The sequence below is a fragment of the Clostridium mediterraneense genome (assembly GCF_900091705.1).
GTDB classification, from domain to species: domain Bacteria; phylum Bacillota; class Clostridia; order Clostridiales; family Clostridiaceae; genus Sarcina; species Sarcina mediterraneense.
Genome location: NZ_LT594785.1, coordinates 1,583,730 through 1,597,213 on the forward strand (window position 1 = coordinate 1,583,730; position 13,484 = coordinate 1,597,213).

Sequence of the window (13,484 nt, forward strand, 5' to 3'; positions counted from 1 at the left end):
CACTTATTTTCACTTAATATTATCTTTTTCATAAATAATATTTGCAAGTTCTTTTGAATTTTTTATTATTTTACTTATATCAGCTCCAATATTTATCCACTGTCCACAAAAATAAATTCCTTCTACATTACTTAAAGTATTTTTAAAAATTCTATTATAAAACTTAGGTGTAGGTATCCATCCTCTCCCTACTCCTCTCCATACATTATTTTCTTTATAATATTCATATGGAGTTATAACTTCAAGTTTTTCAATTTTCTCTTCTATATTATATCCTCTTTTTATAAGTTCTTCTGTAATTCTTCTTCCTATTAAAATCTTATTTAAATTATAATCACTAACCTTACTTTTATAACTCTTTTTCCAATAATCATAATTTCCTCTTATATATACTGAGATTATTGTCTTATCACCTCTTTCAGATATATACATATCAAATTTTTTATGAAAAGCACCAGTGGGATCAATAAAAGGCTTCTTTAATATATGTCTTACAAACTTACAATTAGTTTTTATTTTCTTATCAATCAACAATGCTACTATTACATATGAATCAAATAAATCTCCATCTAAAAATAATTTATCAAAATCTTTATTTATATTTTTCTCTCCTAATAAATGAACTAAGCTATAAAATCCATCCACTGAACATATAACAATATCAGCTTCTTTTTTATCACCACTTTTAAGTAAAATTTTATTTTTATTATTCTCTACTAATATTCTTTTTACATCTGAATCAAATACTATTTTACCTTTAAGCTCTAAGAACTTCTTCTCTAGATTATTTATTAATACTTCTATCCCTCCATTTATTTGTGCATAGTCATCTTTAGATAATTCTAAAATACTATCAAGCAAATATAACATTGAAGCTTTTTTATTAGTAAGCACTCTTATAACCTCTTTTAACTTTCTACTTTCTAAGCTATCTAAATAAACTTCAACTTCTTTTTTCTCATAATATCTTATCTTTTTTAATAACTTCCTATTAAACATATAAAACTTTATATAATCTGATTTACCCCATAATTGTCTTGGTTTTATTTTTGTTTGAAGATCTCTATATTCCTCTACATACTCTAAATCATCAAATAAACTCTTTACTTTTTTTATATCACCAAGTGATAAAGACATCAAAAATCTTTCTAATCTTATCTTGCCAAGTGGTATAGTTATTTCATCCCCATTTTCAAATACTATTTTCTTAAAATAATTCATTTTTTCTAGAATATCTGGATTTAGACCTAACTCTTCTAATATTTTATTATACTCACTATCATCTTGAATTCCTCTTATATATTGATTTAAAGCTATACCTTTAAATTTTCTACTACCATCATTAAGTATTCTGCCCCCTGAACATGGCTTTTTTTCATATATATAAACTTCATAACCTTTTTTTCTTAAATAAATTCCTGTAACAAGACCTGATATTCCAGCACCTATGATATTTACTTTTTTCATTACCACCATTCCCGTAAATTGATATCCATTAAAATTATATTATTACTTCTATTTCTTAATGATATAAAATATATTAATTGTATAAATAGAGCATTATATGTTAATATATACTATAAATAAACCTAAAAAAAGAAGGAGATTTTTATGCTAAGAACTATCGCATTTTATAGTAAATTTGCTACAAGCTTATTAACTACAATGCCTCTTACTAAAAGAACTACAAAAAAAGTAAAAGAATTCGATGATAATAGACAATTATTAGAAAGATATCATCACATACATGAAGTTAGTACTAATTGGGCTAAACCATTTTTAAAATTAAGTAAAACTAATGTAAAAGTTTATGGTGAAGAAAATCTTCCTAAAGATGGAGCTGTTTTATTTGTTAGTAACCATCAAAGTAATATAGATATTCCTTTACTTATGTGTTTTATAGATAAACCTAAAGGATTTATAGCTAAAATAGAAATAAAAAAAGTTCCAATGATTAGAACATGGATGGAATGGATGGGCTGTGTATTTATGGATAGAAGCAGTCTTAAGAAATCTGCTGCTGCTATCATAGAAGGTGTAAAGATTCTAAAAAGTGGCCAATCCCTTGTTATCTTCCCTGAAGGAACAAGAAGTAAAGGTGGTCCTATGACTGAATTTAAGGCTGGAAGTTTTAAACTTGCCACAAAAGCTAAAGTTCCTATAGTTCCTATAACAATTAATGGATCATATAAAGTAATGGAAGGTAATAAATATTTAATAAAACCTGCGACAGTGGAATTATATATACATAAACCTATTTTCACAGATAATATAACTAAAGAAGAAGAACTTGAACTTCCTAAAAAAGTTCAAAAAATAGTTGCTAGTAAATTAAACTAAAAACACAGAGAATATTTTATTCTCTGTGTTTTTATATTTCATTCTTTTTTAATACTTTTTTAATATTTTCACTTTTTTATAATCATTTCATTAAAAAAATTATTGTTTTTAAAGTATTATTATTGAAATTATTGGTTTTAGATTATAAAATATTATTTAGGTCGGTATTCTTTGAAACCGAACCTAAAAGTTTTTTTCTATTTTTTTAGATTAAACCGAATTATATCCTAAAAGGAATGAGAACGGAGGAATGAAAATGAACACAACTCATACGAAATCTCGTATAAAAACGAGAAAACTTGTAATTATCTCAATGCTATCTGGAATATCTATATTTCTAGGACTTACTGGTTTAGGTTTTATAACTGTACCACCAGTTAAAGCAACTATAATGCAAATCCCTGTAATTATAGGAGCAATTATTGAAGGCCCTATAGTAGGTGCTGTAGTCGGATTGATATTTGGATTATTTTCTATTTATCAAGCTCTAGCTGCTCCAACTATAACAAGCTTCATGTTTCTAAACCCTATAATAGCATTAGTTCCTAGAATATTAATTGGAATTGTTAGTTATTATATTTATATTGCTGCATTTAAAGGTAGTAAGAAAAATATAAAAATTACAGCTATAATTTCATCTTTAATAGTTTCTATTTTATTATTTGCTACATTATCATCATTCTTTAATTATGCTATAGCATCAATATCTGCTATTATCTTATTTACAGTTTTAGTTTTTGTAGCAACTAAATTAAAATATAAACAAAAAGAACAAGCATTATCAATAGGAATAGCATCAATACTTGGAACATTAACAAATACAGTTGGTGTACTTGGTTTAACATATATTATTTATTTAGATAGATATGCTGAGGCTTTAAATATATCAACAAGTCTTGCTGGTACAGGGCTATTAGCCGTTGGTATAAGTAATGGTATACCTGAAAGTATAGTATCTGCTCTAATTTCAATTCCTGTTATTATAGCAGTAAAAAAAATAAGAAAATAATAAAGATTTATAGTTCTGTTCTAAAAATTAGAGCAGAACTTTTTAGAATTTAAATAAAATGAGGTGTTTTAAATTGATAGAAATAAATATACAAGATATAGAAGGATTTAAAATAGGACATGCTTCTAATTTAGAAGCTGGAACTGGCTGTACTGTAGTAATATCAGAAAAAGGGGCTAGTGCTGGTGTATGTGTTAGAGGTGGTGCTCCTGGAACTAGAGAAACTGATTTATTAGATCCAAGTGAAATGATTCAAGAAATTCATGCTCTAGTCTTATCTGGAGGTTCAGCCTTTGGTCTTGATGCTTCTAGTGGAGTTATGGAATATTTAGAAAAAAAGAATATCGGCTTTGATGTATCTGTAACTAAAGTTCCTATAGTATGCTCTGCAGTATTATTTGATTTAACTTGTGGTAGATATGATGTTCGTCCTGATAAAAATATGGGTATAGAAGCTTGTAAAAATTCAGAAATATATATAGATAATATAAACGGCAATATCGGATGTGGAACTGGAGCTACTGTAGGAAAATTCTTTGGACCTAATAATGCTATGAAAGGAGGATTTGGTAGCTTTGCAGTTCAAGTTGGAGACTTAAAAATAGCTGCTATTGTTGGTGTTAATGCTCTTGGAGATATAAAAGATCCTAAAACAGGAGAAATTATAGCTGGTGCTCTAGATGAAAATAATAAATTTATAAATACTGAAGAAGCAATATTTAAATCAATAGATTCTAAATCTAATGCATTTAAAGGTAATACAACAATAGGAGCTATACTATGTAATGCTAAACTTACAAAAGCTGAAAATAAAAAAATAGCTTCTATGACTCATAATGCTTTTGCTAGAACTATATTCCCTGCTCATACTATGTTTGATGGTGATACTATATTCTCTTTATCAAATGGAGATAAAGAATATGATATTAGTCTTATAGGTTCACTTGCAACTAAAGTTATGGAAGAAGCAGTTGTAAGAGCAGTAAAAAATGCAAATACACTTCATGGCTTTAAATCCTATACTGAAATTAAAAATTCTTAAAATAAAAAGGACTACCTATAAAGGCAGTCCTTTTTATTGCTTAGTTACTTTTATTTTTTCAGTTTCACTAAGAACTTTATCATACATTCCTACTTGTCCAACTTTTACTTCTTTTATATTATCCTTAAAACCTGTAGCTACTATCTTATTTTTACTTTCATAAGTAGTTTGAAGTTGCTTACCATCAACAATTACTTTACTTGCCTTTGTTAAATTATCTCCTTCTACTACTAATTGCTTCCCCTGAATATATGCCTTAGTTATAGTTATAGGATTTAATCCTAATTGTAAATCTGACTTTTTATATAAATCAGTTCCCTCTAAATAATCTTTTCCATATAACTGATCATATTGAACATCTTTAAGATAATCCATATAATTTGCATCTTGTGAATACATCTTATGGAATGTAGGCATTATAGCTCCATCTATTCCTGCAAGATTTAATATATAAGTTGATAATTGATATGCTGATATATCTTGTTCTTTTGGTTTTACACCAATATTACTCCATATAAAATACTCTGGTTTATATTTCTCATCCTGTGGGAAAATATCTTTGTTATTTATAACACTTAGAGCTGGAAGATGATCTCCATACATAGCTATTATTGTAGGCTCTCCAGATTTTTCAACATAATCTATAAGAGCTTTTACATACTTATCTACTTCATGAGCTTTATCAACATACTCTTGTATTTGATTTCTATCTTCATTACTTATATTACCACTTACTGTATACTTTTTAGCATTATATGATTTATCATAAGGTCCATGACTCTCTACTGCCACATTAAAAATAAATTGTGGTTCTTTTCTTGATAATACTTGTTCTATACTTGCTAAATTATTCATATCTGATGGATAGTTATAAGTATATTTTAAATCATCCATATATTCCATAGTAACTAGATTATCAAAACCAAAGTTAGAATATACTGTATCTCTATTATAGAAATTACCTAAATAATCATGTATAGCAGTTGTTTGATATCCTTGTTTCTTTAAAATATAAGCTAAACTTTCAACTGATTGCTTTTTCAATACGGTATTATTAGGTATTTCCCCTGGTCCTAAATTATTGGCACAGTAACCTGTTAAGACTTCAAACTCAGTTCTAACTGTTCCCCCACCAAAGGAAGGTACTGTTATAAGCCCATTTGGACCTTGTTGTGATAATTTTCTTATATTAGGAATAGGGTCCTCTTCAAACTTAACTCCTTTTAGTCTATAAGGATCAACAAATGATTCTAATTGAACAACTATTATATTTGGCTTAACCTTAGTATTTGAAACTGTTGCTGTAGCTGAATCTAATTTATCCTTTATCTCATTCATTCTAGCTTCATTATAACTCTCTGGTTTTTGAGGTATAAGCTCAAAACTTGAATTTATAAATGAAACTAAGAATCCATTATTACTATAAGTACTTGTTAAATCCCATCTATATATCTTAATCTTTTTTTGTATATCATTATATTTATAAATTCCGAATGTTAATAATATTGTTGGAATTATTATTAAAGCTATATTACGTTTGTAACTAAAACCTTCATTTTTCTTTTCTCTTTTAAAGCAAAATACTATTAAAACTATAAGTGCTATTAAAACAATTCCTATAAGTATCATTTGAAATACATTAAGATATTCCTGCGCTATTGAAAGTCCATCTTTTATTGAATAAAGATCCGCTGCAGTTAAAGGACTTCCCCTAAATTTCATAATAACGGCTCCCCCTATAGAGAATATCATTATTATTCCTGCTATTATAGCATAAACTGATTTAGTCTTTTTAAATAAAAAGGCTATAGATGTAGCAGATAGAAATATAAAATAATTTAATAAAAATAATGAAAAACTTCCTAAAATAAATGTTATAGTTTTTATTATTGAAGCCCTTTGTAATAATTCTATAATTATAGTAAATATTAATGTTAAACTAAGCCAGTATATTATAGGCTTAAGTATTTTCTTTTGCTTAGATTGTTGATTTCGAGATAGATTAAATTTTGATTTCTTTATTCTCATTTTAAATAAAATCTTCCCCCATTCTATTTTTTACTGTTATATCATTTAATCATTATATCATTAATTTACAAATAATAATTATAATCATATAAATTGTTAATATAAATATAATAAATAATAAAAATAAATCACATTTTTATCATTTTTTTATCAAATTAATCATATCTATTATTTCCATTTTTCAAAATAAAAAGATTGCTTCATTTTATTTTGAAGCAATCCTTTATCTTAATTTATTTAACTCTTATAATTATTTGATCATCTTCTACATCAATAACAGCTGTATCATTATTAGCTAGTTTTCCTGAGATAATTTCTTTTGCAAGCTTTGTTTCTAAAACATTACCTATATATCTCTTTAATGGTCTTGCCCCATAAACTGGGTCATATCCTTCTCTTGCTAATAATTCCTTCGCAGCTTCTGTTAATTCTAATTTTATTCCTCTTTCAGCTAATCTATTTGCTGTAGACTTAACAAATATATCAACTATCTTCTTTATACCTTCATTATTTAGAGGTTTGAACATTATAATATCATCAACTCTATTTAAGAATTCAGGTTTAAATCTTAACTTCATTTCATTCATAACAGAATCTTTGATTTCTTCTTCTATTTCATCTGATTTATTTTCAAGTAAATAAGAGCTTCCTATATTAGATGTCATTATAATTATAGTATTCTTAAAGTCTACTGTTTTTCCCTTATTATCAGTAAGTCTACCATCATCTAATATTTGAAGGAATATATTAAACACATCTGGATGTGCCTTTTCTATTTCATCAAATAAGACAACTGAATAAGGGGCTCTTCTAACAGCTTCTGTTAATTGTCCACCCTCTTCATATCCAACATATCCTGGAGGTGGTCCAACAAGTCTTGATACCGCTTGTTTTTCCATATATTCTGACATATCTATTCTTATTATATTATCTTCACTATCAAATAAGTTTCTAGCTAAAGTTTTAGCAAGTTCTGTTTTACCTACACCAGTTGGTCCAAGGAATATAAATGAACCTATTGGTTTATTTTCATCCTTAAGTCCCGCTCTTGCTCTTATAACAGCATTAGCAACTGCTGTTGTAGCTTCATCTTGACCAATAACTCTTTCTCTTAGTTCATGTTCTAATCTTAGAAGTTTTTCTTTTTCACCTTCCACTAACTTAGCTACTGGTATTCCGGTCCATTTTGAAATAATTTCTGAAATTTCATTTTCTGTAATTTCTTCTTTAAGTAAAGCTTCACCATTTTGATCATCCATATTTGCTTCTTTTTCTTTTATAAGTCTTGAAAGCTCAGGAACTCTTCCATATTTAAGTTCAGCAACTTTATTTAAATCATACTCTCTTTCAGCCTTTTCTATTTCAGCTTTAACATTTTCAAGTTCTGTCTTTAATTCTCTTACTTCTGTTATATGCTCTTTTTCTTTTTCATATTTTGCTGTTAAAGTATCATTTTTTTCTTTTAAATTAGCAAGCTCCTCTTCTAAAGCATCTAATCTCTTCATTGATGCTTCATCTTCTTCTTTTGATAAAGCCTCTTTTTCAGTTTCTAACATAAATAATTTTCTTCTAATAGTATCTAATTCTGTTGGAAGTGAGTCAATTTCACTTCTTATCATAGCTCCAGCTTCATCAATAAGATCTATAGCTTTATCTGGCATATATCTATCTTTTATATATCTATCAGAAAGTTTTGCAGCAGCTACTATTGCTGAATCATGAATTCTTATACCATGATGAATTTCAAATTTTTCTTTTAATCCTCTTAATATAGAAATAGTTTCTTCAACACTAGGTTCTCCTACTTTAACTGGTTGGAATCTTCTTTCTAAAGCCTTATCTTTTTCTATATACATTCTATATTCATCAAATGTTGTAGCTCCTATACAATGAAGCTCTCCTCTAGCAAGTAAAGGCTTAATTAAGTTACCAGCATCCATTGAACCCTCTGTTTTACCTGCTCCAACTATTGTATGAATTTCATCTATAAATAATATAATTTTTCCTTCTGCTTCTTGTACTTCTTTTAAAACAGCCTTTAATCTTTCTTCAAATTCCCCTCTATATTTTGCTCCAGCAATAAGAGCTCCCATATCTAAAGAGAAAATAACTTTATCTTTTAATCCTTCTGGAACATCTCCCCTAACTATTCTTTCAGCAAGTCCTTCAACAATAGCAGTTTTACCTACTCCAGGTTCTCCAACTAAAATTGGATTATTTTTTGTTCTTCTTGAAAGTATTCTAACAGTTCTTCTGATTTCATCATCTCTTCCTATTATAGGATCTAACTTATTTTTCTTAGCTAAATCAATTAGGTTAACTGCATACTTTGCAAGTGAGTCATAAGTTCCTTCTGGATTATTTGTATTAACTCTTTGATTACCTCTTACAGCTTGTAATACTTCAAGAAAATTCTTTTTATCTATATTATTTTTACTTAATATCTTTCCTACTGCTCCATCTTTATCAATATCCATGATTGATAACATAAGATGTTCTACACTAATATAAGAATCACCAAATTCTTTAGATAATTCTTCTGCCTTTATTAAAACTTCATTAATTCTTCTACTTGCAACAACTCCACTTGATTTAGCTGCTTCTCCAAGTATCTTAGGCATTTTTTCTAAAGCTATATGTGTGTCATTCTTTATTATTCCAATATTAACACCTATTTTTTCAATAATATTAGGTATTAAACCATCCTCTTGATTTACAAGAGCTGAGAATAAATGAATAACATCAACCTGTTGATGATTGTATCTAACAGCAGTATTATAAGCTTCATTTAAACTTTCTTGAACTTTAATAGTCATTTTTTCTGCATTCATTATTACTTCACCTCTTCTATTATTATATTGCTCTAATAATACTACTATTTTTCCCCTTCGTCAAAAAAAAATTTTATTCTATTCATAATTTTCATCTGTAATAACAAAAAATATTACAAATTACACCACATTCTATACATAATATTGTTATTAATAGTATAACTTGTTATTATATTAATATAATTATTTTTTTCTATAGGGATGTGTTTACTTTGCAATTAACAGTATTTGATTTTACCAAAGAAAGTATTAATTTATTAAAGACACTAAAACAAGATTTAAATAAAGCATCAGATAGATTAGATGATTTTTTCTTTTCTTTACTTGAGAATAATTGTGATGGATTTTTTAATATCTCAACAAGAGTAAAGTCTACTCTTAGCTTAAAAGAAAAAATTATTAGAAACAACTACTACCTATCTTATAATACCCCTGAAGAACTTTTTATAAACCTATCAGATTTAATAGGAGTAAGAATAGAATGTAGATTTATAGAAGATGAAGAGGATATTTTTAAATACCTCAAATCAGCTTTTTCACATATAAATAAAGATGGCTATAGTTATTGTCCACAAGAACCAAATATTTTATTAGATTTAAGAGAAGAACAACCTTTAAGTCAAAAGAATGGGTTTTTGTTATATAGAATAGATGCATATATTCAAACAGAAAACCATAAATTTAACTTTGAACTTCAAATAAAATCAATGGTTAATCTATTTTGGAGTGAAATAGAACATAAGGTTATATACAAAAACTATAATATGATCCTTGGAGATAAATTTTATAAAAATATACTAAATTCTATAAAGAGTAATCTATCAATGATAGATAATCAACTCTTAACTATTTATAATCACATGAATGAATTTAATACAAGTAATCAAGCTATAAAAAAAGAAAGGCTTGAAGATTTACTATCTAAAATGATTTTTGATTTATATACTTCAAAAGTAAAGCAAGATCTTGGTATATCTGTTGATTTTAGAAATGCTTGTGATATTATAGTTGATTATATATTCTGTAAAAATAATTGTAATACAGCTCATGATCATTATAATACCTTTATAAAAACTTCTGTAAGACTAAATGAATTATTTAATAATGATATATCTTTTAGAAATTCAATTTTAATGAATAGACCAGTACATTTTAACTCAGATTTTTCTTATACAATTGGAAATAAACTTTTACAATCTATGAATAAAGATTTCCACTGGAACTTATTCTTTAAGATATTATTTGATATAGAACCTGGAGATCATTCAGAAGATTTTGAAATTTTTGTTAGATATTTAGAAACTATACTTTCTAATAGAGAAAGTTATCTTAATTTTTATTTAAAATTCAATAAGGAACAAGTAGATATATTAAAAAATGATTTTATATCCTCATTATGTAATTCTTTCTTAAGTGTAGATTCTATTGAATTTATTTATAGGGACAAGCTTCTTGAAATATATGAAGTTTTAGATGAACATTGTAAATTTATTTGTGATGAGATACCATCATTTGAGCATTATCAACTCTATAAAGAAATTTATACCGAATATTTATATTTAAAATTACTTTCAATATTTAATTGCTCAATAAGTATTCCTTATGCATATGATTTTACAGAAAATCTAAAAAATTCTAAAAGTAAATTAAGAATAACTAGTAAAGGGGTAAACTATATCTATTCACTAGATAAAGAAAAAGCTGTTATAAGTACAAAATTCTTAAAATATATATATCCAAGATAAAAATAAATTTTATTTTATATAGAAGAAGACCTTAGCGGGGCAACGCTAAGGTCTGTTGAGTATATTAACATAACTACATGAGATGTAATCTTGGCAATGTATGGGTATGAACTATTTAATGCTATTATTTTGAGTAGAACTCAACGATTAATTGTTCATTAATTGTTATTGGTAATTCTTCTCTTTGAGCAAATCTTACATAAACACCCTTGAATTCTTCTACGTTCTTTTCAACGTATGGAACTGTGTTTAAGTTGTTAGCGAAGTTGTCTGCAAACATTTCTGTTTTTCTTGATTTTTCTCTTAAAACAACTTCATCTCCTGGTTGTAATCTGTATGAAGGTATATCTACCTTTGATCCATTTACTAAGAAATGTCCATGATTAACCATTTGTCTTGCTTGTCTTATTGAGTTTGCGAATCCCATTCTGTAAACCATGTTATCTAATCTTGATTCTAAGATTCTTAATAACATGTCACCTGGTTGAATTCTACTGTGGAAAGCTTCTTCAACGTATCTTCTGAATTGCTTTTCCATAACCCCATAGTAAGCTCTTAATCTTTGCTTTTCTAATAATTGAGTACCATAGTCTGATAATTTCTTATCAGCTCTGCTTGTTCCTTTTAAAGCTCGTTCCATTGCTTTTGGATGACCAGTAACGTTAAGTCCTAGTCTTCTACACATTTTGAAACGAGGTCCCATCATTTTTGCCATAATTACCTCCAAATAATTTGTTTATTATGTGTATACTATATCATGTTTTTTTAATCCTTAAAACCCTCAAAAAACATGGTATATGTCAAATTATATCGATTAGAATATTTTTTACTCCGTTTTTCTTAAAAATACTTAGAAAATATTATTTTTAATTATTATTTTACTATATAAACTGTATTTTTTTATCAAATTTAATTGTATATCTTAAATTTAATTTAAATTTCCTAAATTAATGTTTTTAAAATCTTTAAGTAAATATCTTATTTTATCAATGATTTCTTTACTTCCATTTAAATATTCAGATTCAATATTAATAGCTAAAATAGGCTCATGTAGTGAGATTCTAATTAAAAACCATGATTTAGAATTATTTATATACGCCTTTACACCTTCATAATTTGGCTCTGCAATATTTAATTCTTTATCATTTTTTATTTTTAATTTAATTTCACTTAAAATATTTTCACCATACCCTTTAAAATTTTTTGCATCTATATTTAATCTAAATTCTAACTGCTCACTACTTTCTCTAAAATTACTTATTATTGAATTTAATTCTTTGCCTTTTCTCTTAAGAATAGCAAGTTTTATTAATATTTTTGCTACTAAATAAGCTCCATCATCTAAAAAATAATTTTCTTTTAAAGCAGCATGTCCTGAAGTTTCTATTGCTATATCTACCTCTTCACCTAAAGAATTTAATCTTTTAGCCTCATTTATAACATTTTTATATCCACGTTTAAATCTATGATGCTTTCCACCTAATCCTTCTATAAATTTTTTTAATCCTTCAGAAGTAATAGAATCAGTAACTACTGTTGTACCTGGATTTTCTTCTAAAAGAATAGCAGAAATTAAAGCTATTAAAGTATTTTTATTTATAGCTCTTCCATCTTTATCTACTATAGCTGCTCTATCTACATCTGTATCAAAAATAACTCCTAAATCAGCATTATTTTTAACTACTGCATTACTTATTGATAGTATAGCTTGTTTATCTTCTGGATTAGGTATATGATTAGGGAAATTTCCATCTGGATTTAAAAATTGACTTCCACTAGTATCAGCCCCTAAAACTTCTAATACTTTATTTACAAAAAATCCACCTGCTCCATTTCCAGCATCAACTAATATCTTTAAATTCTTTAAAGGAGTCTCGCTCCCTGTTTTAACCCTTATATTATTAACAATAATCTTACTATAATCACTTACCAAATCTTTAACTATAATCTTACCTTTTTGAGTATTACTTAACTCTTCATTAGTAGTAAAATCTATAATTTTATTTAACTCCTCTTTTTCAACTCCACCATCTTTTGTGAAAAACTTCATTCCATTATAATAAAAAGGTAAATGACTTGCTGTTATCATTATAGCTCCATCTACTTTATATCCATCCATTATTGTTGACATAAACATTGCTGGAGTAGTTGCCATATTACAATCAATAACATCCACTCCTGTATCTATTAAAGTATTTATAGCTGCTGACTTTAATAAATCTCCTGATAATCTTGAATCCTTACCAATGGCAATAGTTATTTTTTCACCTAACTTTTTTTCTTTTAAAAACAGTGCAAAACCTATAGCTATCCTACTTACCACCTCTTCTGTAAGTGTAAGTTCAAATTCTTTATTTTCCATAGCTATTCCTCTAATATCTGTACCACTTTGTAGTTCCTTTAAAGTATTCATCTTATCACTCCTAGTTTTCTCAAAGAAATTATCTTATGTTAAAAATATTGTATAATTATTATCTCTTAAATTTTAA

The 13,484-nt window shown here is 26.8% G+C and carries 9 protein-coding genes; 4 read left to right on the plus strand and 5 right to left on the minus strand.

Annotation, left to right across the window (positions count from 1 at the left end; all coding sequences use genetic code 11):
- Nucleotides 1-9: 9 nt before the first annotated feature.
- Nucleotides 10-1,467, minus strand: coding sequence for a phytoene desaturase family protein (locus BN8917_RS09650; RefSeq protein ID WP_066873866.1), 1,458 nt, complete (start codon nucleotides 1,465-1,467; stop codon nucleotides 10-12).
- Between the two features lie 144 nt (nucleotides 1,468-1,611).
- Between BN8917_RS09650 and BN8917_RS09655 the strand changes: the two genes are divergently transcribed.
- From BN8917_RS09655 to BN8917_RS09665, 3 genes are all read left to right on the plus strand, one after another.
- Nucleotides 1,612-2,340, plus strand: a complete 729-nt coding sequence (locus tag BN8917_RS09655) for a lysophospholipid acyltransferase family protein (protein ID WP_066873868.1) — start codon at nucleotides 1,612-1,614, stop codon at nucleotides 2,338-2,340.
- A gap of 256 nt (nucleotides 2,341-2,596) precedes the next feature.
- Entirely contained in the window at nucleotides 2,597-3,349 is a 753-nt protein-coding gene (locus BN8917_RS09660; RefSeq protein ID WP_066873870.1) for an ECF transporter S component, read from the plus strand.
- A 73-nt stretch (nucleotides 3,350-3,422) separates the two neighbouring features.
- On the plus strand, nucleotides 3,423-4,391 hold the full coding sequence (locus BN8917_RS09665) for a P1 family peptidase (RefSeq protein WP_066873872.1): 969 nt from the start codon (nucleotides 3,423-3,425) through the stop codon (nucleotides 4,389-4,391).
- 33 nt (nucleotides 4,392-4,424) lie between these two features.
- Here the strand turns inward: BN8917_RS09665 and BN8917_RS09670 are convergent, their stop codons facing one another.
- The gene (locus BN8917_RS09670) at nucleotides 4,425-6,419 is read right to left on the minus strand and encodes an LTA synthase family protein (RefSeq protein WP_066873874.1); all 1,995 of its coding nucleotides are present in this window, start codon (nucleotides 6,417-6,419) and stop codon (nucleotides 4,425-4,427) included.
- 233 nt (nucleotides 6,420-6,652) lie between these two features.
- Nucleotides 6,653-9,250, minus strand: coding sequence for an ATP-dependent chaperone ClpB (gene clpB / locus BN8917_RS09675; RefSeq protein WP_066873876.1), 2,598 nt, complete (start codon nucleotides 9,248-9,250; stop codon nucleotides 6,653-6,655).
- A 203-nt stretch (nucleotides 9,251-9,453) separates the two neighbouring features.
- On the opposite strand from clpB, the gene BN8917_RS09680 reads away from it, so the two are divergent.
- The gene (locus BN8917_RS09680; RefSeq protein WP_407641393.1) at nucleotides 9,454-10,995 is read left to right on the plus strand and encodes a GTP pyrophosphokinase; all 1,542 of its coding nucleotides are present in this window, start codon (nucleotides 9,454-9,456) and stop codon (nucleotides 10,993-10,995) included.
- 124 nt (nucleotides 10,996-11,119) lie between these two features.
- On the opposite strand, the gene rpsD is transcribed toward BN8917_RS09680, so the two are convergent.
- Nucleotides 11,120-11,710, minus strand: coding sequence for a 30S ribosomal protein S4 (rpsD, locus tag BN8917_RS09685; RefSeq protein ID WP_066873880.1), 591 nt, complete (start codon nucleotides 11,708-11,710; stop codon nucleotides 11,120-11,122).
- A gap of 213 nt (nucleotides 11,711-11,923) precedes the next feature.
- Entirely contained in the window at nucleotides 11,924-13,408 is a 1,485-nt protein-coding gene (locus BN8917_RS09690) for a phosphohexomutase domain-containing protein (protein ID WP_066873882.1), read from the minus strand.
- Between the last annotated feature and the right edge of the window lie 76 nt (nucleotides 13,409-13,484).